Genomic DNA, 22,444 nt, shown 5'->3' on the forward strand with positions numbered 1-22,444 from the left:
CGTTAAAGCAAAACAAGCTGAAAAGCACAATGAACAAACGATAACAGAGTAAGTGATAACGAAATGAAATTTAGGCCAATTGATGCGAAAAATCGCCGACTAAAAATTGCAAGCGCACCATTTACTCATAATAACCAAAGCACCAGCTTAGTGATGTTTTGGGTGCTTCTCGCTGCCATTCCAGGAATAGCAGCACAAATTTACTTTTTTGGTATAGGTACGCTCTATCAAATTGTTTTAGCGATACTCACAGCGGTTGTAACTGAAGCTGTTTCCATACGCTTACGCAAGCAGCCTGTTGTTCCTGTGCTTAAAGATAATTCTGCCATTATCACTGCCCTATTACTCGGGATCAGCTTACCCCCGTTATCACCTTGGTGGTTGATTGTATTAGGGACATTCTTTGCCATTACCATTGCCAAACAATGTTATGGTGGATTAGGGCAAAATCCATTCAACCCAGCAATGGTTGGTTATGTTGTATTATTAATATCCTTCCCTGTACATATGACCAACTGGCTGCCACCACAAGAATTGCAAAACATGCATATCTCTGCCATTGATAGCTTGTCAGTGATCTTCAGTGGGCAGACTTCTTCGGGAGTGACGCTTGATCAGTTACGAACGGGCATAGATGGTATGAGCCAAGCGACACCGCTGGATAGCTTTAAAACAGGCTTACTAACACACTCTATTTCTGACGTATTACAACAACCTATTTTACAAGGCTCATTAGCTGGGATTGGCTGGCAGTGGGTAAATATTGCTTATCTTATTGGTGGTTTAATTATGATTAACCGCCGTATTATTAGCTGGCATATTCCGTTGTCATTCTTAGGAACCTTAGCTGTTTTCTCCATAATCAGCTACCTGATTGATGATAGCCGTTATGCGCCGCCATTGGTTCATTTACTGTCAGGTGCCACCATGTTGGGTGCGTTTTTTATCGCAACCGACCCTGTTACCGCATCAACAACACCAAAAGGGCGAATTATTTTTGGAATGATTATTGGTTTCTTAGTGTGGGTGATCCGTGTTTATGGCGGATACCCTGATGCCGTTGCCTTCGCTGTATTATTGGCAAACATCACCGTGCCGTTAATTGATTATTACACTCAACCGCGTGCATATGGACATAAATAAGGAGCCAACATGTTAAATACAATGCGACGTCACGGAACTATCCTTGCCATATTTGCCGCAGGAACCACGGCATTGAGTGCAGCGGTCTATACTTTGACGAAAGACATTATTGCAGAGCAAGCCGCCATTGTGCAGAAAAAATTGCTCGACCAAGTCATCCCCAGTGACCTCTATAATAATGATTTAACTAAAGAATGTTATCTAGTCACCAATGAGGCTATATTAGGTAATAAACAGCCACGGCGTTTATATATAGCCCGTAAAAATGGTGAACCCGTTGCTGCGGCGTTAGAAACCACGGCATTAGATGGTTACTCAGGGGCTATCCACTTGTTGGTAGGCGCTGATTTTAACGGCACTGTTTTAGGTGTCCGTGTGACCGAACACCATGAAACACCTGGGCTTGGTGATAAAATTGAAACGCGTATTTCAGATTGGATCACCCATTTAAGCGGGAAGAAAATCGAATCGCCAAATGACCCCAAATGGGCTGTAAAAAAAGATGGTGGCGAGTTTGACCAATTCACTGGCGCCACCATCACACCAAGAGCGGTGGTCAATGCCACCAAACGAACTGCGGTCTTTATGCAAACTATTCCGCAAGAATTAGCAACTTACCCAAATTGTGGGGAAGAATAATGAGTGAATCTAAAGATTTATTAGTCCAAGGGTTATGGAAAAATAACTCTGCATTAGTCCAGCTTTTAGGGCTTTGCCCGCTATTGGCTGTTTCTTCTACAGCAACGAATGCTCTCGGGCTTGGCCTTGCAACAACACTTGTGCTGATATGCACTAACGTAGCTGTTTCTGCCCTGCGCCGTTGGGTGCCATCTGAAATTCGTATCCCAATTTATGTGATGATCATTGCATCGGTTGTGAGTGCGGTACAAATGCTAATCAACGCCTATGCTTTTGGTTTATATGAATCGCTCGGGATTTTTATTCCGTTGATTGTGACGAACTGTATCGTCATTGGCCGTGCAGAAGCCTACGCATCTCGCAACCCCGTTTCGTTATCAGCATTAGATGGCTTAGCGATGGGCTTAGGGGCAACGGCGACATTGTTTGTTTTGGGGTCAATTCGTGAAATTTTAGGTAACGGTACCTTATTTGATGGAGCTGATTTACTGTTAGGCTCATGGGCTACTTCATTACGCATTGAAGTTATTCACCTTGATTCTCCATTTTTACTCGCTATGCTACCACCAGGTGCCTTTATTGGCCTTGCCCTATTGTTAGCTGCAAAATATTTAATTGATGAAAAAATGAAAAAAAGAGCGGCTTTGCAAGCTGATCATCAGTCAGTACGCGAATATGAAAAACAACAAGGTTGCGGCGGTCATCTTTCTTAATAAACAAATTAATGTGAGCAATGAATAAATCAAAACGTATTGAAATTTTAACTCGCTTACGGGACAACAATCCCCACCCAACGACGGAGCTAGAGTTTAGCTCCCCGTTTGAGCTATTAATCTCTGTGTTACTCTCCGCTCAAGCGACTGATGTCAGCGTTAATAAAGCCACGGCAAAGCTTTATCCCGTAGCAAACACACCTGAAACAATTATGGCGCTGGGTGTTGATGGTATTAAAGAATATATCAAAACTATTGGCTTATTTAATACTAAAGCAGAAAGTGTTTATAAAACCTGCAAAATACTGATTGAAAAGCACAATAGCCAAGTTCCCGAAAACCGTGAGGCCCTTGAAGCGCTTCCAGGCGTTGGCCGTAAAACAGCCAATGTCGTTCTTAATACGGCCTTCGGTTGGCCAACCATTGCCGTCGATACTCATATATTTCGCGTATGTAATCGTACCAACTTTGCCCCAGGTAAAGACGTTGTCGCTGTTGAAGAAAAGTTACTGAAAGTCGTCCCTGCTGAATTTAAGGTCGATTGCCATCACTGGTTTATTCTACATGGGCGTTATACTTGTATTGCGCGCAAACCCCGTTGTGGTTCGTGCATCATCGAAGACCTCTGTGAATTTAAAGACAAAGTCTACCCAGAGGATTAACTATATATCGTGCTTTTGATGACGAAAAAGATAGGTCATCGTGCTAATCATAAGCACAACGCATTTTTTCCTTGCTCTAGGACTTTGTCTTACGTAACAATAGAGCCAAATTCAAACTTAATAAAACGGTAAGTATGTTTCAAGACAACCCACTGCTCGCACAACTTAAACAGACATTACATGCCCAAACACCTCGTGTTGAAGGGTTGGTAAAAAGCACTGAAAAAGGTTTTGGCTTTTTAGAAGTTGATGGCCAAAAAAGCTATTTCATTCCGCCTCCTCAGATGAAAAAAGTGATGCACGGTGACCGTGTCATCGCCGCAGTACATACGGATAAAGACCGTGAGTTTGCTGAGCCAGAAGAACTTGTCGAGCCTTTTTTAGAGAGATTTGTCGGTAAAATTCAGAAAAAAGAAAACGACAATCGCTTATTTGTTATCCCCGATCACCCGTTACTCAAAGACATGATTTTATGTCGTCCTGTGAATGGTATTACCCATGAATTTAAGCAAGATGATTGGGTCGTCGCTCAAATGCGCCGTCATCCCTTAAAAGGCGATAAAAACTTTTACGCAGATATTACAGAATACATCACTGAAGGCGATGACCACTTTGCACCATGGTGGGTAACGTTACGCCGTCACCAATTAGACCGTGATGAACCTCAAATGGTGGAAAGCGAGCGTGATGATCAAGGCATTGAACGCGTTGATTTAACTGACTTACATTTTGTGACCATCGATAGCGCTAGTACTGAAGATATGGATGATGCGCTGTATGTTGAGAAAACCGCTGAAGGCAATCTCAAATTATTCATCGCTATCGCTGACCCAACCAGCTATATCCGCGAAGGCAGTGAATTAGATAAACTGGCCCTTGCACGTTCTTATACTAACTATTTACCTGGTTTCAATATCCCAATGTTACCGCGTCAATTGTCAGATGATTTATGCTCCTTGCGCCCAAATGAACGTCGCCCTGCTTTAGTCTGTGTGGCGCAAATTCTTGCAGATGGCAGCCTTGATAGTCACATTGAGTTTTTCAGTGCTTGGGTCGAATCAAAAACCAAATTAGTATATGACGAAGTTTCTGATTGGCTTGAAGAAACTGGAAATTGGCAACCCGCCAATGACACAGACAAACAACAAATATTGCTGTTAAAAGAAATGGCTGATAAACGCTTACATTGGCGTGAAACTCATGCATTAGTCTTTAAAGACCGCCCTGATTACCGCTTTGTGCTTGATGATAAAGGCAATGTCGTTGATATTGTATCAGAAAGCCGCCGCAGTTCTAACCGCATTGTTGAAGAGGCAATGATCACCTCTAACCTTTGTGCAGCCAGCGTGTTAAAAGAAAAACTCGGCTTCGGCGTTTTCAATGTGCATATGGGCTTTGAGCCATTGCAAATTGACCAGGTTGTTCAAACCTTAAAAGACAATGGTATTGAAACCACCGCAGAATCATTATTGTCTCTGGAGGGGTTCCGTCAATTACGTCGTAAGCTTGATGCCGAACCTACCCAGTTCTTAGATAGCCGAATTCGTCGCTACCAAACTTTTGCCGAAGTTAAAGCTGATCCTGGCCCTCACTTCGGCCTTGGTTTTGACGCTTACGCAACATGGACATCCCCCATTCGTAAATACACCGATATCGTTAACCATCGGTTATTAAAGTCCATTATTGCGGGCAAGCCTTCAACGGATAAACCCACTGAAGAGCTTTCCATTAAATTGGCAGAACGTCGCCGTGCAAACCGTATGGCGGAACGCGATGTGGGTGATTGGCTCTATTCACGTTACTTAAAACCGTTTGAAGGCACTGACACTAAATTCCCCGCGGAAATTATTGATATTACCCGTGGCGGTGTACGTGTACGTCTCGTGGATAATGGCGCGGTGGCATTTGTTCCTGCACCATTTATTCACAGTGTTCGTGATGAAATTCAGTGTAGCCAAGAAACTGGCAGCGTTCTGGTTAAAGGCGAAAAAGCATATCAACTCAATGATATTATTAATGTCACCATTGCGGAAGTTCGTATGGAAACACGTAATATCGTTGCTCGCCCTGCAGAATAATACTTTCTGTGCTATCTTTAAAAGACCATAAGTTAATGCTTATGGTCTTTTCTTCGTTCGCAACCTAATCAGTAGTGATTAATTCGCATTTTACGTTAAAATTTATATGCTATTCGCTATTTTTTCCTGATTATTCTTATTCGTAAATTTACCTATCATGCTAATTTATGATTTGTTTAATACGTGTTAAGGATTAAAAAATGAATACTGTCAGCAAACGCATTTTATCATTTATGGTTATCGCAACCGTCGCTATTAGCGTGAGTGCCTGTTCCAACATGTCTAAGCGCGATAAAAATACTGCCATTGGTGCTGGCGTCGGTGCCGTCGGTGGTGCAGTGCTTACTGGAGGTAGTTCACTTGGTACGGTAGGCGGTGCCGCCGTTGGCGGGATCATTGGCCACCAAATTGGCAAATAACCGACAATAAGCTATGCCCCTATTCTCTAAATAGCGCCATCCATTTGGCGCTATTTTATGTTCAGTGTTCTAACGCTAACTCAATGTTTCACAAAGCGAATTAGCTAATGCAATAGGAACTAGCGTTGATACCATTAAAAGCTGGGAACTCAAACGACCTAACCCAACAGGGTTAGCGGCTAAAGTATTAGTGGCAATAAAAAGAAACCCTGAATTATTCAAAGAACTCGCAGCAATTTAACCCATAAAAAACGGTGATTACACCTGCAACCACCGTTTTTCTTTAATCATTTTAATCAGCCACCAGCTAATTTTACCTGCATGCCTTTTGCTTCAAGGAGTTGCTTAATCACATCTCGCTTATCCCCTTGAATTTCAATATTTCCATCCTTTACTGCACCGCCGCAACCACATTTCTTTTTCAGTTCAGCGGCAAGTTTTATGAGCTCAACATCATCAAGATCAAGGCCCGTCACGACACAAACCCCTTTTCCTTTACGACCTGATGTTTCACGGCGAATTCTAACGATGCCATCACCTTTTGGCCTTTCTACCTTCGGTTTTTCTTCATCAATACGCCCAACGTCTGTGCTATATACTAGACGGCTGTTTGAATCACTCATGAGAGACCTTTAATAGACTGGTTAATTTGCCGTAATGTTAACGTTGGGTTTTCACTACGCGTGATCGGGCGTCCAATCACCATATAGTCAACCCCTGCTTTGATAGCATCTTGTGGTGTCATGATACGGCGTTGATCGCCAACATCACTACCTTCTGGGCGAATACCTGGTGTGACTAATTTAAAATCTTTGCCACATAAACTTTTTAAGCGTTTTGCTTCATGGGCAGAACAGACAACGCCATCAAGACCACACTGTTTGGTCAGCAATGCAAGACGTTCTGCATGAACCGCAGGAGAGTCTTGGATCCCCACGCCCACTAGATCTGTCTCATCCATGCTGGTCAAAACAGTTACTGCCGTTAATAAAGGCGCATCTTTACCATAAACTTCGAGTGATTGACGAGCCGCTTCCATCATTCTAGCTCCACCGCCCGCATGCACATTAACCATCCAGACGCCCATTTCAGCAGAAGCGGCGACGGCACGAGCAACCGTATTTGGAATATCGTGAAATTTTAAATCAAGGAAAACATCAAAGCCGCGATCATGGAGTGATTTGACAAATTGAGGACCATTGAACGTGAACATTTCTTTGCCTACTTTAAGACGGCAATCACGCGGGTCAATGCGGTCAACAAACACCAGTGCAGCATTAGCATCTTCATAGTCAAGTGCCACAATGATTGGCGAGTGTGTCTGGTTCTCAGTTGAGGAAATCATTTCATAGCCTTTAATGAGTTGTTATGAGGTTAAAAAGTGACGTTGTCACTGGCCATCTAACCCACGAATGGGTTTAATCGTATCCCAAGAACGACAAGATGGGCAGTGCCAATATAATGAACGAGAAGTAAAGCCACATTTATGGCAACGGTAATCAGGCTTTGTTCGGATTTGTTCGCCCACCATTTTTCTTAGCAAAATCAAACTTTCTTTTGCACGGCCTTCTTCGGCTTCTTCAAGGTGGTAATCCATTAAACGATAAAACAGTCGCATGGTTGGGTGACGTTGAATTTGGTCATTAATATAATTTGCAGCAGCTTCATGATTTTGCTTTTCAACAATAATATCGGCGAGATACAGCTCTGCAATTGCACCTGAATTACCCGCTACACATTGACGCAAGTAATCTTCCCATTCATCCAATTGACCGGTGCGTTGATAGCAATCATGGAGCAGTGGCAGCGTTTCAGTAACCAACTCTCTATCTTGATCATATACTTGCTTTAAAACATGAATGGCCTTTTCATAAACGCCTTGCTCAATAAAAATACGCCCTTTCATAATCGAAACGCGCGCACAGTTTTTATCGGCTTGTTCTGCTTTATTTAATAAGGCTTGTGCATCATCAAGATCATCACTCGCCAATTGTTGTACCGCAAGCTCACAGTAAAAATGTGCAATTTGCTCGCGTAATTCGTTATGGCCTAATTTAGCCAGTTTACCTGCAACATCGATAGCTTTCGACCATTCACTGGTTAACTGGTAAATATTTAATAAAGATTGTAAAGCACTTTGCTTGAAATCCACTTCATCAGTGAGTTGCTGGAACATATTTTCGGCGCGATCATACACCCCAGCGGTCATGTAATCACGGCCAAGTTGTTGGGTTGCAAGGAGGCGTTGTTCGAAGGATAACGAAGCACTTTCCACCAGCGATTGGTGAATGCGGATAGCACGTTCAACTTCACCTCGAGAACGAAATAAATTCCCTAAGGTTAAATGTGCTTCAAATGCAGAGCTATCATAATTCTTAAGCATATCTAGAAACAAATCAACCGCTTTATCTTGCTGATTTGACAAAAGAAAGTTCACGCCTGTCACATAATCACGGGACAAGCGGTTAGCATGTAGTTGTTTATCTTGTTGAGCACTTCTGCGCCCCATATACCAACCATAAGCGGCAGCCACAGGAAGCAACAGAAACAGCAACTCGAACATACAGGATTATTCCTTGTTCTGAGTCGTCACTAATGAGGTTGAGTCAGAAATATTACTTTCTCCAGCACCTAATTGTGATTCTAAACGTCTAATTTTACGACGTGCGTTTTTCAGGCTAACGATTGTACGTAAATAAAATGCCGCACACACCAGCCATCCCAGCACAAAACCGACACCAAAAAGTGATGCAAGAAGGGTTGATAAAGAAAAATCCCCTTTTGCAATCAGGTAGTTAAATGTAATAACCTGATCATTGCTTGAACCTAGCGTAATCGAGATAATAAAAAATGCGACCGCCAGTAATAAAATCAGAAAGTATTTCACATTTGTTCCCGTTATCAGTTCTTATCCATTCAATAATATCTACCTGATAAGGTAGCATTTCCCGCGCATCCAGACAAAGCAATTTATTTTATACAAATTCGAAAATTCACAGAGTTTGTCGCAACAATCACTCCCTTGATGAAAGATTAACCGACTTTTTTTTCCACTTAAGAAACAGAAATACACCGTAAGCCAAAATGGCAAAAATGGCACTGATAAATACTGACGTAATGACATCAATTGGCCAATGCATACCTAATAACATGCGGCTAAATGCGATCCCCTCTGCCCAGAGTGCTAGGCCAATCGAAAAGCCATAGTAGCCCCTTTGCCAAAAAAAGGCGATAAACAAGAGTGCCCAGCCAGCAGCAAATAACATATGTCCTGATGGAAATGAGTACCCTGTTTCTGCTTGCCAATGCTTTCTTTGCCACTTAGCAATATCATCATGTTGTTTAACGACCGTTTTAATCAACTTGGCTCGAGCGGCTCGTGTTAATTCATAAAAATCCGAATGCGTCACATCATATTGCTCTTCGAGCCAAACCACATAAGGTCGAGGCTCTTGAAAATGGTTTTTAAGTAATGTTTTGGTACCTTGTTGCAGTAACAAAGCGCTAGCAACAATAATCACAATCTTCAAGACCATACTTTTTTCTGCACGTAGTCTGAATATGATTATCCCCATAAGTGCTAATGACGTAATAATACTGTATGGTGCACCTGCTGTATCGGTCAGCCATAACAGCCATTTCATTGATTTAAATTGATTTTCTGGCGTCCATTGCCACCCCGAAATTAGCATTATCATGGGTGGTAATGCTAATAAAATAGCAAACAGGCTAACGACGAAAATAGTTTTTCTCATTTAATGCATTCCATAAATATTAATCCACCTTATGAAGAAATATTCCATTCACTCTCGATTAACTCTGTTATAGTAATACAGTGTTGGTTGTGTGCAAAGATTACCAGCCTCTATATGCAAAACGTCATATAGCTTCGATATATTATACTCATGTACCTTATATCGATTTACGTTATTACATTAAGCAAGAGTTACTTTAACTAATGAATGAAAATATGCAGCTAAAACGTGTTGCTCAAGCAAAACTCCCAACACCGTTCGGTGAATTTCTGATGGTAGGTTTTGAAGAAATTGCAACGGGTCATGACCATGTCGCGTTAATCTTTGGCGACATCTCTGGGGATACCCCCGTTCTTAGCCGTATTCACTCTGAATGTTTAACGGGTGATGCGCTATTTAGCTTACGTTGCGATTGTGGTTTCCAATTAGAAGCCGCGCTTTCTCAGATTAGTAAAGAAGGCCGCGGGGTGTTACTTTACCATCGCCAAGAAGGCCGTAATATTGGCTTGCTCAATAAAATCCGTGCATATGCGCTACAAGACCAAGGTTTAGACACTGTCGAGGCAAATTTAAAACTGGGTTTTAAAGCCGATGAACGTGATTTTACCCTCTGCTCAGATATGTACAAATTACTGGGGATCAACGAAGTTCGTTTGCTAACGAATAACCCGAAAAAAATCGATATCATGCGTGAAGCGGGTATAAATGTGGTTGAACGTGTGCCTTTGATTGTTGGGCGTAATCCAAGTAATGAACATTATTTGGATGTTAAAGCACAAAAGATGGGTCATATGCTGTTTAAACACCAGTAAGCTACACAATAAGGGGAGAGTTTCTACGTTCTTCCCTTTTCTCTCAATTATCCTCTCAATGTGTGCCATTTCTTGATGGTTATATTCACTTTCTTTCTATAAGGTTTATACTGTTCTCAATATTATGACTTTGATGAATGACCTTTATCTTTTGCTTATTCATCAAACTACAAGGAGATATTGTGAACAACCTGCATTCTATTCAACGCATGAGAAGACTGCGTAAAACTGAAAAACTCCGCACTTTATTCCAAGAAACCCATCTATCGATTAATGACCTTTGTTTACCTATTTTCGTTGAAGAAGAACTCGACGATTATATGCCGATCAATAGCATGCCTGGTGTTATGCGTATTCCTGAAAAACGCTTAGCGTATGAAATTGAGCGTATCGCAAATGCAGGCATTAAGTCAGTCATGACATTTGGCGTTTCCCACCACCTTGATGATAATGGCAGTGATGCATGGCAGGAAAATGGCTTAGTCGCTCGTATGTCCCGTATCTGTAAAGACACAGTTCCTGAAATGATTGTGATGTCAGATACTTGTTTTTGTGAATATACTTCCCATGGTCACTGCGGGGTGATGCATGACCATGTTGTTGATAATGATGCCACTATTCACAATTTAGGTCTGCAGGCAGTTGCTGCTGCCCGAGCAGGTGCAGACTTTATCGCCCCTTCCGCTGCAATGGATGGACAAGTTGCGGCGATCCGCCGTGCACTGGATGAAGCAGGTTTTACGGATACGGCCATTATGTCCTATTCCACAAAATTTGCATCCGCATTATATGGCCCATTCCGTGATGCAGCTGGCTCATGTTTAAAAGGTGACAGAAAAACCTACCAAATGAACCCAATGAACCGCCGCGAAGCGCTACATGAATCGCTGATTGATGAGCGCGAAGGTGCAGATGCGCTGATGATCAAACCCGCTGGGGCTTATCTTGATATCATTCGTGATTTACGTGAACACACACAATTACCGATTGGTGCGTATCAAGTTAGTGGCGAATATGCGCAAATCAAATTTGCAGCACAAGCGGGTGCGATTGATGAAACACGTGTGGCACTGGAAACATTAGGTTCAATTAAACGCGCAGGTGCTGACCTTATCTTCACTTACTTTGCCCTACAACTGGCTGAAAGTAAGGCTTTATAATTTTTAGCTTATAAAAAAAACCGCAATACTGGATATAAACACAGTGTTGCGGTTTTTTGGCATTTTAGATTAAAAAGCAAGCCAAAACAGATTAAAAATAAATCAATCGGTTATTTACCACGCTGAATTTCAAGCTGATGCGTTAATGTTTTTGCATAATGCTGAGCAACTTCTGCCGAAGGTAAGCCCGCTATCAATAAATCGTCTTTACCTGCAGTTGTCTTGGCAACAACGCCCCAAAATTCCACCTCAAAAGTAATACTCTCCGGGTTTTGATCCGGCATAGGCACAATATCAAAATACTCTTTTAATGGTGCGATAGTAATTGCAGTGTAATCTGCATTTAAGCCAAGTGGGAATTCTTTGTCCGCATAGAGACGTAAGTCGTGAACTTCCGTTTCAGGTGTTCTCATCACAATAGAATACAAATTAGGAATATGTTCTAAAATATCGCGAACCTCTTCATTCGACCCATCAAAATGAGAAGTTGTTAATAAGATATCTGCTGCCCACAATGCCCCTTTATAGAAATCGGTTTCATTGATATCTGCCATATATATTTCCTTTACGTTGTTTTCGATAAATTTAGCGAGCCCGAATCCATTACATGGATACTAATTCAAACAAAGAAACTGATTTATGGCGAACTTAATTCAGTACTCACTGAATTAAGAATGGTTTTCTCCCCTATATTTAACCATCTACCTAACACCATAACGTAGATCCACATCGAAAATATTGAGAAAAAACAAGATTAAGAAATAAGATAGGAATAAAAAAACGTCTGCTGGATTAACCAAACAGACGTTTTTAGTTAACCTGTGTTAATGAAGCATTTGTCGAATGACATAATGCAAGATACCGCCATGGCGGTAATACTCCATTTCAGTACCCGTATCAATACGACAACGGGTAGTGATCTCCTTGACCTCACCATTACCCAGAGTAATATTCACCTTCAGGTCTTGCCCTGGTGTCAGGGATTGCAGACCAACAACGTCAATGCGTTCGTCTCCTTTTAGTCCAAGGGTTTTGCGGGACATACCATCTTTAAACTCCAGAGGTACAACCCCCATACCGATTAAATTTGAACGATGAATACGCTCATAAGACTCTGCAATCACCACGCGAACGCCTAACAAATTAGTTCCTTTTGCAGCCCAGTCACGACTCGAACCTGAACCATATTCCTTACCTGCAATAATCGCCAATGGGCGTTTTTCTTGCTGATACAACATTGCTGCATCATAGATAGCCATTTGCTGCCCTGTTGGAATATGTAAGGTATAACCACCTTCAACACCTGGTACCATTTCATTACGAATACGAATATTCGCAAAGGTGCCGCGCATCATCACTTCATGGTTACCTCGTCGTGAGCCATAAGAGTTAAAGTCTGCAACAGCAACACCACGCTCTTGAAGGTAGCGCCCTGCTGGACTGTCTTTCTTAATATTCCCTGCAGGTGAAATATGGTCAGTAGTAACTGAATCGCCAAGGATAGCCAAAATATTGGCGCCGTGAATATCTTTAACTGGCGCAGGCTGGGCTTGCATGCCTTCAAAGAATGGTGGATGGCGAATGTACGTTGAGTCCGCCTGCCAATGATAAGTTGATGAGCTTTCAACTTCGAGAGCACGCCACGCATCGTCACCTTCAAATACGGCATTATATTCTTTGCGGAACATCTCTGTTTTAACTTGTTGCACAGCTTGGGCTATTTCAGCACTGCTTGGCCAAATATCTTTCAGATAAACGTCATTACCGTGTTTATCTACACCAAGCGGTTCATTTTTCAAGTTAATATTCATATTTCCTGCAAGGGCATAGGCCACAACTAACGGCGGAGATGCCAACCAGTTAGTTTTCACCAGAGGATGGATCCGCCCTTCAAAATTTCGGTTCCCCGAAAGCACTGCACCAACGGTTAAATCGGTTTGCTTAATCGCCGCTTCAATTGGTTCCGGTAATGGACCTGAGTTACCGATACAGGTGGTACATCCATACCCAACAAGATTGAATCCCAATTTATCTAAATAAGGTGTTAAGCCCGCTACCGCAAGGTAGTCCGTGACCACTTTGGAACCTGGTGCAAGGGATGATTTAACCCAGGGTTGACGAGACAGCCCTTTTTCAACCGCTTTTTTCGCTAACAGCCCCGCCGCCATCAAAACACTCGGATTTGAAGTATTGGTACAAGATGTAATCGCCGCAATCACGACCGCGCCATCAGTGAGTTCAAAGGTTTGATTTTGATATTTCACTTCTGGGTGTGCATTTTTATCTTGTTTATTCACTTCGAGTTCAACTGCACCTCGGAACGCTTTTGGTACTTGACTCAGCTCCACTCTATCCTGTGGACGTTTTGGCCCAGCTAAGCTAGATTCAACTGTCGACATATCTAATTCAAGGGTACTGGTAAAGATAGGTTCATCACCTGCGTGACGCCATAAGCCCTGCTCTTTACTATACGCTTCCACCAGCGCCACTTCATCGTCGCTACGTCCTGTTAGTCGCATATAGGACAACGTAATATCATCGATGGGGAAGAACCCACAGGTTGCACCATATTCAGGTGACATATTGGCGATGGTGGCACGGTCAGCTAAGGGTAAATCCGCCAAACCATCACCGTAGAATTCCACAAACTTACCGACCACGCCGTGTTTACGCAGCATTTGTGTGACGGTTAATACAAGGTCAGTTGCCGTAATACCTTCCGATAATTTGCCTGTTAACTTAAACCCAACCACATCGGGGATAAGCATCGAAACAGGCTGACCTAACATCGCTGCTTCAGCCTCTATACCACCCACTCCCCAACCCAGCACACCAAGCCCATTGATCATGGTTGTGTGAGAATCGGTACCCACTAGCGTATCTGGATAAGCGTATAGCTTCCCATCGATTTCCTCATGCCAAACCGCTTTTCCAAGGTACTCTAAGTTAACCTGGTGGCAAATCCCAGTGCCCGGTGGCACAACTTGGAAACGGTTAAACGCTTTTTGCCCCCAACGCAGGAATAAATAGCGTTCGTGGTTACGTTCCATTTCAATTTCCACGTTTTCACCAAACGCAGATTGTGTGGCAAATTCATCCACCATCACCGAGTGGTCAATCACCAGATCAACAGGTGATAATGGGTTGACCTGATTGACATTTCCCCCTAACGATTTCACCGCTTCACGCATTGCTGCAAGGTCAACAACCGCAGGGACGCCAGTAAAATCTTGCATCAGTACACGAGCGGGACGATAGGCAATTTCCCTATCTGCATGAGCGTTTTTTTGCCAATCAATAATGGCTTGTAAGTCTTGTTCAACAACAGAAGTGCCATCGATATGGCGTAATAGGTTTTCGAGTAACACTTTGAGGGATTTGGGCAGCTTTGAACCATCGCCGATTTTTTTCTCGGCAAGCGCCAAACTGAAGTAATTATACTGCTTGTTTCCGACAGCGAGTGTTGAGGCACTCGTTGTTTTTAGACTCAACGACATAACTCCTCCTTGGTTTTTATGGCTATGGCAATAATGTTTATTTACCACCATTATTTTTTGTTAACCAATTGTAATCATAGTTGCTTTATAAATTTGATTTATAGATTTTGTGCCAAATTTGCAGTTTAGACCTATTTATCATAGGAAATTTGAGATAAGAATGGAAAGTATAAGCGTAAATGACGGTAAAAAGTTTGGGGGATGACGGTTATTTTCAGTTTGGATAGGCGCCGATTGCGAGCTGAAGATCAGCTAAAGTGACCATTAGCATCATTGAGTCTAGAGGTGAAGATACAAACCCAACGTGTTCATAAAACCGTTTAGCATCAACTGAAAGCGCATGAACAACCATTCTCCGAATACCGACAAGCCCTGATGCTTGGATAACTCTCAGCGCCGCATCCTTTACGAGCACCCTGCCAACACCGAATCCTTTCACGTTTACATCCACTGCTAGGCGGCCAAGTAAAACAACAGGAATATCTGTTGGCATATTTTGCCGAAATTTACCCACCGCTTGGTTGGTAGTTATAATGCCTGTAGAAAGTGCATAATACCCCATCACCGTATTATCAGATGCAGTGACAAAAGTGCGGGATGCACCCGTTTTCTGATTTCCCATCGCGCGGTTTTTTAACCAATGATCCAACGTTTCTTCACCCGAAGAGAATACATCCAGACGGTGGTTTAAATTGAGCGGCTCAGGAGCTGTCAGGTTCAATGTCATTTCTCCCACGGAGATTTGGACATCATGGTTTTTCTGAGCGCCTCATTATTGCTCGGCGGGGCATCTAATTGAGCAACAAACTCCTGATAAACTTCAGGGCTCACATTAATCACACGGAGATCGGCTAATGTTTCTTCCGCAGCACGACGAGCCGCTTCGAGTACAAACTCAGTACGATTTTTCCCAACAGCGTTAGCAGCTCGGTCAATCAGAATTTTATCTTCTAATTTAATTCGTAAATTCAATGATGAACGTGTAAGCACCGTATCATTATCACATGTATTTTGCATCGCAATGGTTAACGCCTAACTGATGACTTATTTTTTAAGCACACAGCATTGTAATGACAAAGTCATTACAGGTGAAGAAGGAGAACACATAGCACACAGTTTTATCCGCATTGCGGTGAATAGATGATTAATGGTAGCCACTGTTCATCATGTGGCTACCATTAGATGGGCAGGCAATAATACAAAAATCAAATAATCGGTAACTGAATATCTTTAAAGAAAGCTTCAATTTCATCATTGTTGCGAATGGCAATCGCCTTATCCACCACATCACGCGTTAAATGTGGGGCAAAACGCCATAAGAAATCATACATATAGCTACGCAAGAAACTGGTGCGTTTAAAGCCAATTTTCGTGGTGCTATAGCTGAACTTATCACGCATATCAATGACAACAAGGTCAGAATCATTTACCGCATCAACCGCCATACTGGCGATAATACCAATACCCAATCCCAGCCTGACGTAAGTTTTAATCACATCTGCATCTGTTGCTGTAAAAATGATCTTCGGCTCTAGGCCTATTTTTTGAAAAGCGACATCCAGTTCTGAACGCCCAGTAAAGCCATGGGTGTATGTCACAATTTGGTATTCCGCAATATCTTCAATGGTCACATTCTTTTTCGTCGCCAACGGATGGTCTTTTTGCACCACCACACAACGGTTCCAATGGTAGCAAGGCAGCATAATTAAGTCGCTATACAGATGGAGTGCCTCCGTGGCGATTGCAAAATCACTGTTCCCCTTGCATACCTCTTCCGCTATTTGGGTTGGTGTGCCTTGCTGCATATGCAAAGACACATGTGGGTAGCGTTCAATAAAGCCTTTAATAACCGGCGGTAATGCATAACGCGCTTGCGTGTGGGTCGTTGCTATATTTAACGTACCGCGATCTGGGTAGGTATGCTCCCCCGCAACTGAACGTATTGCTTCAATCTTCGACAACACTTCCCTTGAAATACGAACGACCTCTTCTCCCGCAGGGGTGACATGCGTTAAGTGTTTACCGCTGCGAGCAAAAATCTGAATGCCTAGCTCATCTTCTAGCATCCGCACTTGCTTACTAATACCTGGTTGCGAAGTAAAAAGCCCCTCCGCCGTAGAGGAGACATTTAAGTCATGATTAACAACTTCAACAATATAACGTAATTGCTGCAATTTCATATTTCTGCCTACCCCTTACTGGATCACGATAGAGTCGCTATAGCTAAAAAACATTAGTTATAACTAAAAATTATATACAATTGAATCGATATAACCAATATAACATTATTCTAACGAGAATAAACAGTATGATGACAAAATTTCATCTAAGGTGAATTTTTCCTGCCTCAACGTCGTAATGTATTGCAAAGACGGGTTATCTTTAATTCGTGATATGTTTCAATGAATAAAACGTAATTTGAAGGATTTCCACTTCAGTATAAGCTTGAAAAAGTGGAGTTATAGATTCTCAACGAAGAGAGGTTTTTACATGCGTATAAATATTTTGGCACTGCTTATTGGTATGTCAACGGTTTCCTTTGCACCTCAACTACTTGCAAAGGAAGTGACTTACGGACAACAGAAAATTGTTTTATCCGACACAATTAACCCTGGTAATGATTTCTACCGCTACGTGAATGAGGATTGGATAAGCAAGGCAAAAATCCCAACGGGTATGCCCCGCATTAACTCTTTTGTTGATTTGTATTTAAATACCGAAAAACAGACCCAAGCTATCATTGATGAACTACAGAAAAAACCAGAAAGCGAACTAAACCATAATCAACGCAATATTCGTCATTTGTACCAAAGTTTTCTCAATGAAGACGCCATCGAAAAGGCTGGACTTTCACCTATCAAACAGGATTTAGCCGAGATAGCAAAAGCAAAAAACCATCAGGATATCAGTCAGCTAATGACTAACCCAGATTTCAATTCATTGATTTCTTATTGGGTAGATTTAGATGCAAAATCCCCTGAAACGTATGTGTTGTATATTGGCCAAGGGGGTTTAGGATTACCTAATCGGACTTATTACCTCGATGACACCCCACAAATGCAAGATATACGAAAAAGTTATATCGCTTATATCGCAACGATGCTGAAACTGGCGGGTGAAAAAGACGTTGAACAAAAAGCGCAAAAAATATTCGATTTAGAAAAAGCCATTGCAACCGTACATTGGAGTCCTGAAGCGCGCCGTGACACCATCAAAAACTACCATGCTATGTCATTAGCTGAAATGAAAAATCATACCAAAGGCTTTGATTGGAGCAGTTTTATCAGCCGCTACAAACTCACCGATAAGCAGCTTGAAAAAGTGGTAGTAGAAACAGACAGCGCCGTTGAACAAACCGCAAAAATTTTCGCGCAAACACCTGTTTCAACCTTAAAAGATTATTTAACGTTCCAATATATTAGCGATCATGCACGCTATTTAAATAAAGCTGTTTCTGATGCCAACTTTGATTTTTATTCGAAAAAACTCAACGGTGTCGAGAAACAACGTACCCGCCAAGAACGTGCGTTACAAACAGTAAACTCCCTTCAGGGCGAAGCATTAGGGCAAATCTATGTTGAAAAATATTTCGACCCGCAATCCAAAGAAAAAATTCAAGATTTAGTGAGCTATGTCAGAGGCACATTTAATTCACGTTTAAAAGACAACGATTGGATGGATGATAGCACACGCCAAGAAGCCCTGAAAAAACTGGAACAGTTCACCGTAAAAGTGGGCTACCCTGACAAATGGAATGATTTCAGTGACATTAATTTAAAACCAGATTCACTGTTTGATAACTACAAACAAGTTGTTGCATGGTCCTACAACGACATGATTAGCAAAATGGGCCAGCCTGTTCGTAAATGGGAATGGGGCATGACACCACAAACGGTGAATGCCTATTTCAACCCTGTACAAAATGAAATCGTTTTCCCTGCTGCGATTTTACAAGCCCCATTCTTTGACCCTAACGTTGACCCCGCTTATAACTACGGGGCAATTGGTGCAGTGATAGGCCATGAAATGGGTCATGGTTTTGATGACCAAGGCAGTTTATATGATGGTACAGGGCAACTACGTAATTGGTGGAGTGAAAGTGCCAAAACGCACTTCAAAGAAAAAACTGAGAAGTTGGTCGAACAATACAACGCGTTTGATGTCGATGGTTTGAAAGTTAATGGGCAATTAACTCTAGGCGAAAATATTGGGGACTTAGGCGGGCTAAATATCGCGTTGAGTGCCTATAAACAATTCGCCAAAGAAAATTACCCAAATGGTGAACCACCGATTATTGACGGCACAACCGGCTTACAGCGTTTTTTCATCGCATGGGCACGCACATGGCAAGAGCTGTCGAATAAAGAGTCTGAGCGTAATAAAATTATGACTGACCCGCACAGTCCAAACCAATTCCGTGCCAATGGCGTTGTGCGTAATATTGATGATTGGTACCAAACCTTTGGTGTCGATAAAGACAATGCTCTCTATTTGGAACCTGAAAAGCGTATTCGTATTTGGTAGTCGATTGATAAATAGATAAAAAGAAAGCTCGGCATATTTCCGAGCTTTCAAACCACATCATCAGTTAAGTATTGCTTTGAACAATTAGATATTGCTCTAAATAGTCTGCGTTGTGGCTAGGCAATATATGACGCTCTATCATCATTTAAATTACTTAATACCCAATGCAATACTACGCTATTAAGTATTGCTTTGGACAATTAAGACCTTGCTCTAAATAGTTTACGTTGTGGCTAGGCGGCAAATGAGGTTATCGTGGGGAGCATACTCCAGTATGTGACCCACATAACCGAATGAAGCCAACAACGCCACACCGTAAAATATAACGAGCAAAGTTATTTGATGACGCCACAGGCCATCCTAGCCCCCCCACCACCTAACGCTTCTGGATTATCGGAATAGTTATCGCCCCCCACATGCACCATTAATGCACGGTTTTGCACATCTTTCAGTGTTTTTAAACGTGGCGCTAAAACCGCATAATCGGCATTACCTTGGCTATCTGCAACGAGACCGGGTAAATCCCCTAAGTGCCCAGTATTATCATATGGCCCTTTGTGAACAGCCGTTTTTGCTGGATCTAAATGCCCACCCGCTTTTAGTGCAGGAACAGATTTGCCGTCTTTTTCCCCTGGCTCGCAGCTTGGGTTTTCGTGGACATGGAAACCATGAATACCAGATTGTAAACCTGAAAGTTTTGGTGTGAACAATAACCCATACTCAGTTTCAGAGATAACAACTTCACCAATCGTTTTACCCTCACCCGTTGGCGTTGCTTCCTTTAATACCACAGTGGATTGTGCTGCATAGGCAGTGCCCGCAGTCAGTAATGCAGCAAATAAGCACATCTTTAACTTCATATTGCCTCCAGTGGATAACATTTATCTATCGTTCCATCGACTTACATTACATAAATATAAGATAAGAACTGTTACTGTTAATTCATCAAAACAATAATTCTATCTTAAGTTTACATAAATTAGTTATCACTTCGGGTGATAAATTTTGGTTTAGTTAATAAATGATGGTTGTATCACAGTTAGTTCTAATTTTGAGCTTATGCAAAAAATGAACATTAACTACCTAAAATATATACACGATCAGCTAATACTATTGGCTATTCTGGATTGTAATCGCGTTAGCGCAACTATAGTTTTTACTTACTGACACACCAAGTAAGCAAAGAATGGCTATTCCATAAACATTTGTTGCAGTTGTAAGGGAAGTTTCGTACATATTTAGTGCAAAGCTGATAACCAGTACGGGCAGGCAAAATGCCAAATAACTTTCGATATAAAAAACAGATAGCACACGGCTTTTTACTGTCCCATCCACTCCCATTAGCAGTACCTCCATTTCTTTCATAAAACAGATACCAAAGCCTATTCCAGCTAAAGCACTCCCCACAAAAAGTAGTGCAACTCTATTCGTATTGACACCAAATAACAAAAAGACGATACCAACAACCAGTAGTAAGATCCCAACTTTCATTAACCCATCATATTGAATTTTTTTGATAAAAATAATCGTTATTGATGCGAAAATCGTGAGAAACAAAAAAGCAGATCCACTTACCCAAATGTTAATATCACCAAAAGCAGCGGTAAGTAGCGAAGGCATTAGGGATAAATAAAAACCACTCAACATCCATAGAGATATGTTAATAGACGAAATTAGCGTAAATCGTTGTCGTGAACTGGCTGGCATCCTGAGTGAAGGTTTAAATACTTGCAGCGTGATTTTGTTCTTGTTAACCGTTTCAGTTGTGAATATCAATGTGACTAATGATACGCATAAAATTAAACCAACAATAAGGAACGTGGTTTTTAGAGGATACCTGGAATAAGTAACCACAGTACAAGATATCAACATTCCAACGGCCATTCCAGCCATTGGTGCAAAACTGTTAATTCGTGAGCCTAATGGTTTATTCACATCAATAATAGCTGAGCACAATGTCGAGGTGGCTAATGCAGTCCCGATGCCTTGGACTGAACGAGCTAAAATAAGGAATATGACGGAATCTGCCAAATAAAATAATCCATCTGCAAGCAATATTAAAATAAGAGAAATGAGTATGATTGGTTTTCTTCCGATGTTATCCGAAATAGCCCCTACTACTACCAATGTAATCAATAACGATAATGCATAAACTGAAAATATTATGGTTAATGTGAAGGTAGAAAACAAAAACTGAGTTTGGTACATATGATAAAACGGAGTCGGTATACTGGAAAAAGCCAAGACAAGCATAAATATAGATGTGTAATAGATGATATTTTGACTAGAACTAAATTTGTATTGTATGAACCTATGACTCATGAAAACACCTTAACGCAACAAAAATGTTATAATACATAGCAAGCACCATTAACGCAATATTATTGCGTTAACAAAAAATGAGTAAATTTATGGAAATATCAGTCAAGTCCCTAAGAACGGGCGGCCGTAGTGCCAAAATACAACAAGCTGTCTACGATGCCGTGAACAAACTACTTGAGGAGTGCTCCCCATCAACCCTTTCGGTGTATGCCATTGCTTCAGAGGCTGGAGTGCCAGCATCAACGATATACAGGCGTTGGGGAGATTTAAATCGACTGCTTGCTGATGTTGCAGTTCAAAAATTACACCCAGATACGATCCCTAATAATATGGGAGACTACAAAGCAGATATCACTGAATGGGTTGAACAATATTATGAGGAAATGAGTTCCCCAACAGGTATGAATATGTTGAGAGAAATTATTTATGCTAAAGAAGGTAGCGCCGCAAGAAAATGTACCCTAATAATAGGCGAACAACTAGATATCATCAATGCTAGAGCGAAGAAGCGTGGTGAACAGACAATCCCAAATGAGTTAATAATTAACTTTGTGGTTTCTCCTATTATTTTCCACTTGTTGTTTGATAATGAAACTCTTACCCACGAAAAAACGTTATCCTTCTTAAATCGGCTTTTTGCTAACACATCTTTATGATCACAACCGTTGTGTGCTAACAAATAGCCTGATATGACTATAAAAAAACCAGTCACAATGTTGC

At 41.6% G+C, this 22,444-nt stretch carries 22 protein-coding genes and 1 pseudogene; 11 read left to right on the forward strand and 12 right to left on the reverse strand.

All coding sequences use genetic code 11. The features are described from left to right. Positions 1 to 63 precede the first annotated feature (63 nt). The 7 genes and pseudogenes from rsxD to nadS form a co-directional block, all read left to right on the forward strand. Entirely contained in the window at positions 64 to 1,143 is a 1,080-nt protein-coding gene (gene rsxD, locus PSF27_RS09475) for an electron transport complex subunit RsxD (protein WP_272681364.1), read from the forward strand. Between the two features lie 9 nt (positions 1,144 to 1,152). Next, entirely contained in the window at positions 1,153 to 1,782 is a 630-nt protein-coding gene (gene rsxG / locus PSF27_RS09480) for an electron transport complex subunit RsxG (protein WP_206086077.1), read from the forward strand. Then, the gene (locus PSF27_RS09485; RefSeq protein ID WP_206086078.1) at positions 1,782 to 2,495 is read left to right on the forward strand and encodes an electron transport complex subunit E; all 714 of its coding nucleotides are present in this window, start codon (positions 1,782 to 1,784) and stop codon (positions 2,493 to 2,495) included. The genes rsxG and PSF27_RS09485 overlap by 1 nt, the downstream gene beginning before the upstream one ends. Positions 2,496 to 2,515: 20 nt before the next feature. Further along, positions 2,516 to 3,157 (forward strand): endonuclease III, encoded by a 642-nt coding sequence (gene nth / locus PSF27_RS09490; protein ID WP_206086079.1) that lies wholly within the window; start codon positions 2,516 to 2,518, stop codon positions 3,155 to 3,157. 134 nt (positions 3,158 to 3,291) lie between these two features. Then, complete coding sequence (locus PSF27_RS09495; protein WP_206086080.1) at positions 3,292 to 5,235, forward strand: exoribonuclease II; 1,944 nt, start codon at positions 3,292 to 3,294, stop codon at positions 5,233 to 5,235. A 200-nt stretch (positions 5,236 to 5,435) separates the two neighbouring features. Next, entirely contained in the window at positions 5,436 to 5,654 is a 219-nt protein-coding gene (gene osmB / locus PSF27_RS09500) for an osmotically-inducible lipoprotein OsmB (RefSeq protein WP_225819467.1), read from the forward strand. Between the two features lie 79 nt (positions 5,655 to 5,733). After that, positions 5,734 to 5,895, forward strand: a pseudogene (gene nadS / locus PSF27_RS09505) (NadS family protein); the annotation flags it as partial. Between the two features lie 55 nt (positions 5,896 to 5,950). Here nadS and yciH read toward each other — a convergent pair. The 5 genes from yciH to PSF27_RS09530 all read right to left on the reverse strand — a co-directional run bounded on the left by yciH (position 5,951) and on the right by PSF27_RS09530 (position 9,409). After that, a complete protein-coding gene (gene yciH, locus PSF27_RS09510) occupies positions 5,951 to 6,277 on the reverse strand; it encodes a stress response translation initiation inhibitor YciH (protein ID WP_272539854.1) in 327 nt (108 codons plus the stop codon). Then, positions 6,274 to 6,999, reverse strand: coding sequence for an orotidine-5'-phosphate decarboxylase (gene pyrF / locus PSF27_RS09515; protein ID WP_272681365.1), 726 nt, complete (start codon positions 6,997 to 6,999; stop codon positions 6,274 to 6,276). Before pyrF ends, yciH begins: the two co-directional genes overlap by 4 nt. Before the next feature lie 45 nt (positions 7,000 to 7,044). Then, the gene (lapB, locus tag PSF27_RS09520; RefSeq protein WP_272681366.1) at positions 7,045 to 8,217 is read right to left on the reverse strand and encodes a lipopolysaccharide assembly protein LapB; all 1,173 of its coding nucleotides are present in this window, start codon (positions 8,215 to 8,217) and stop codon (positions 7,045 to 7,047) included. 6 nt (positions 8,218 to 8,223) lie between these two features. Continuing rightward, positions 8,224 to 8,541: a LapA family protein gene (locus PSF27_RS09525; protein WP_206086085.1), complete on the reverse strand. Its 318-nt coding sequence runs from the start codon at positions 8,539 to 8,541 to the stop codon at positions 8,224 to 8,226. Positions 8,542 to 8,668: 127 nt separating this feature from the next. Further along, positions 8,669 to 9,409 carry a phosphatase PAP2 family protein gene (locus PSF27_RS09530; RefSeq protein WP_272681367.1) on the reverse strand — a complete coding sequence of 247 codons (741 nt, stop codon included), beginning with the start codon at positions 9,407 to 9,409 and terminating at the stop codon, positions 8,669 to 8,671. Between the two features lie 215 nt (positions 9,410 to 9,624). Between PSF27_RS09530 and ribA the strand changes: the two genes are divergently transcribed. Next, a complete protein-coding gene (gene ribA, locus PSF27_RS09535; RefSeq protein WP_206086203.1) occupies positions 9,625 to 10,221 on the forward strand; it encodes a GTP cyclohydrolase II in 597 nt (198 codons plus the stop codon). 182 nt (positions 10,222 to 10,403) lie between these two features. Further along, positions 10,404 to 11,381, forward strand: coding sequence for a porphobilinogen synthase (gene hemB / locus PSF27_RS09540; RefSeq protein ID WP_206086087.1), 978 nt, complete (start codon positions 10,404 to 10,406; stop codon positions 11,379 to 11,381). Between the two features lie 110 nt (positions 11,382 to 11,491). On the opposite strand, the gene PSF27_RS09545 is transcribed toward hemB, so the two are convergent. From PSF27_RS09545 to cysB, 5 genes are all read right to left on the reverse strand, one after another. Continuing rightward, on the reverse strand, positions 11,492 to 11,935 hold the full coding sequence (locus tag PSF27_RS09545; protein WP_206086088.1) for a hypothetical protein: 444 nt from the start codon (positions 11,933 to 11,935) through the stop codon (positions 11,492 to 11,494). 270 nt (positions 11,936 to 12,205) lie between these two features. Beyond that, positions 12,206 to 14,878 (reverse strand): aconitate hydratase AcnA, encoded by a 2,673-nt coding sequence (acnA, locus tag PSF27_RS09550; RefSeq protein WP_272681368.1) that lies wholly within the window; start codon positions 14,876 to 14,878, stop codon positions 12,206 to 12,208. 214 nt (positions 14,879 to 15,092) lie between these two features. Further along, positions 15,093 to 15,605 (reverse strand): GNAT family N-acetyltransferase, encoded by a 513-nt coding sequence (locus PSF27_RS09555; RefSeq protein WP_272681369.1) that lies wholly within the window; start codon positions 15,603 to 15,605, stop codon positions 15,093 to 15,095. Further along, entirely contained in the window at positions 15,602 to 15,895 is a 294-nt protein-coding gene (locus PSF27_RS09560; RefSeq protein ID WP_272573166.1) for a type II toxin-antitoxin system TacA family antitoxin, read from the reverse strand. Before PSF27_RS09560 ends, PSF27_RS09555 begins: the two co-directional genes overlap by 4 nt. Positions 15,896 to 16,083: 188 nt before the next feature. Next, positions 16,084 to 17,058: an HTH-type transcriptional regulator CysB gene (gene cysB, locus PSF27_RS09565; protein ID WP_206086092.1), complete on the reverse strand. Its 975-nt coding sequence runs from the start codon at positions 17,056 to 17,058 to the stop codon at positions 16,084 to 16,086. Between the two features lie 310 nt (positions 17,059 to 17,368). Between cysB and PSF27_RS09570 the strand changes: the two genes are divergently transcribed. Continuing rightward, positions 17,369 to 19,402, forward strand: coding sequence for a M13 family metallopeptidase (locus PSF27_RS09570; protein ID WP_272681370.1), 2,034 nt, complete (start codon positions 17,369 to 17,371; stop codon positions 19,400 to 19,402). 335 nt (positions 19,403 to 19,737) lie between these two features. Here PSF27_RS09570 and sodC read toward each other — a convergent pair whose 3' ends face one another. After that, positions 19,738 to 20,262 carry a superoxide dismutase family protein gene (gene sodC / locus PSF27_RS09575; RefSeq protein ID WP_206086094.1) on the reverse strand — a complete coding sequence of 175 codons (525 nt, stop codon included), beginning with the start codon at positions 20,260 to 20,262 and terminating at the stop codon, positions 19,738 to 19,740. Positions 20,263 to 20,512: 250 nt separating this feature from the next. Beyond that, entirely contained in the window at positions 20,513 to 21,724 is a 1,212-nt protein-coding gene (locus PSF27_RS09580) for an MFS transporter (RefSeq protein ID WP_306803745.1), read from the reverse strand. An 89-nt stretch (positions 21,725 to 21,813) separates the two neighbouring features. Between PSF27_RS09580 and PSF27_RS09585 the strand changes: the two genes are divergently transcribed. Further along, positions 21,814 to 22,380, forward strand: a complete 567-nt coding sequence (locus tag PSF27_RS09585) for a TetR/AcrR family transcriptional regulator (protein ID WP_272681371.1) — start codon at positions 21,814 to 21,816, stop codon at positions 22,378 to 22,380. Positions 22,381 to 22,444: the final 64 nt, after the last annotated feature.

Source organism: Providencia sp. PROV129 (assembly GCF_028482245.1).
Taxonomy (GTDB): Bacteria; Pseudomonadota; Gammaproteobacteria; order Enterobacterales; family Enterobacteriaceae; genus Providencia; species Providencia vermicola.

What these genes read in the sequence shown, in the direction of transcription:
- rsxD (WP_272681364.1), top strand. Translation starts at nt 64, where the DNA reads ATGAAATTTAGGCCAATTGATGCGAAAAATCGCCGACTAAAAATTGCA.
- rsxG (WP_206086077.1), top strand. Translation starts at nt 1,153, where the DNA reads ATGTTAAATACAATGCGACGTCACGGAACTATCCTTGCCATATTTGCC.
- PSF27_RS09485 (WP_206086078.1), top strand. Translation starts at nt 1,782, where the DNA reads ATGAGTGAATCTAAAGATTTATTAGTCCAAGGGTTATGGAAAAATAAC.
- nth (WP_206086079.1), top strand. Translation starts at nt 2,516, where the DNA reads ATGAATAAATCAAAACGTATTGAAATTTTAACTCGCTTACGGGACAAC.
- PSF27_RS09495 (WP_206086080.1), top strand. Translation starts at nt 3,292, where the DNA reads ATGTTTCAAGACAACCCACTGCTCGCACAACTTAAACAGACATTACAT.
- osmB (WP_225819467.1), top strand. Translation starts at nt 5,436, where the DNA reads ATGAATACTGTCAGCAAACGCATTTTATCATTTATGGTTATCGCAACC.
- yciH (WP_272539854.1), bottom strand. Translation starts at nt 6,277, where the DNA reads ATGAGTGATTCAAACAGCCGTCTAGTATATAGCACAGACGTTGGGCGT.
- pyrF (WP_272681365.1), bottom strand. Translation starts at nt 6,999, where the DNA reads ATGATTTCCTCAACTGAGAACCAGACACACTCGCCAATCATTGTGGCA.
- lapB (WP_272681366.1), bottom strand. Translation starts at nt 8,217, where the DNA reads ATGTTCGAGTTGCTGTTTCTGTTGCTTCCTGTGGCTGCCGCTTATGGT.
- PSF27_RS09530 (WP_272681367.1), bottom strand. Translation starts at nt 9,409, where the DNA reads ATGAGAAAAACTATTTTCGTCGTTAGCCTGTTTGCTATTTTATTAGCA.
- ribA (WP_206086203.1), top strand. Translation starts at nt 9,625, where the DNA reads ATGCAGCTAAAACGTGTTGCTCAAGCAAAACTCCCAACACCGTTCGGT.
- PSF27_RS09545 (WP_206086088.1), bottom strand. Translation starts at nt 11,935, where the DNA reads ATGGCAGATATCAATGAAACCGATTTCTATAAAGGGGCATTGTGGGCA.
- acnA (WP_272681368.1), bottom strand. Translation starts at nt 14,878, where the DNA reads ATGTCGTTGAGTCTAAAAACAACGAGTGCCTCAACACTCGCTGTCGGA.
- PSF27_RS09555 (WP_272681369.1), bottom strand. Translation starts at nt 15,605, where the DNA reads ATGACATTGAACCTGACAGCTCCTGAGCCGCTCAATTTAAACCACCGT.
- PSF27_RS09560 (WP_272573166.1), bottom strand. Translation starts at nt 15,895, where the DNA reads ATGCAAAATACATGTGATAATGATACGGTGCTTACACGTTCATCATTG.
- cysB (WP_206086092.1), bottom strand. Translation starts at nt 17,058, where the DNA reads ATGAAATTGCAGCAATTACGTTATATTGTTGAAGTTGTTAATCATGAC.
- PSF27_RS09570 (WP_272681370.1), top strand. Translation starts at nt 17,369, where the DNA reads ATGCGTATAAATATTTTGGCACTGCTTATTGGTATGTCAACGGTTTCC.
- sodC (WP_206086094.1), bottom strand. Translation starts at nt 20,262, where the DNA reads ATGAAGTTAAAGATGTGCTTATTTGCTGCATTACTGACTGCGGGCACT.
- PSF27_RS09580 (WP_306803745.1), bottom strand. Translation starts at nt 21,724, where the DNA reads ATGAGTCATAGGTTCATACAATACAAATTTAGTTCTAGTCAAAATATC.
- PSF27_RS09585 (WP_272681371.1), top strand. Translation starts at nt 21,814, where the DNA reads ATGGAAATATCAGTCAAGTCCCTAAGAACGGGCGGCCGTAGTGCCAAA.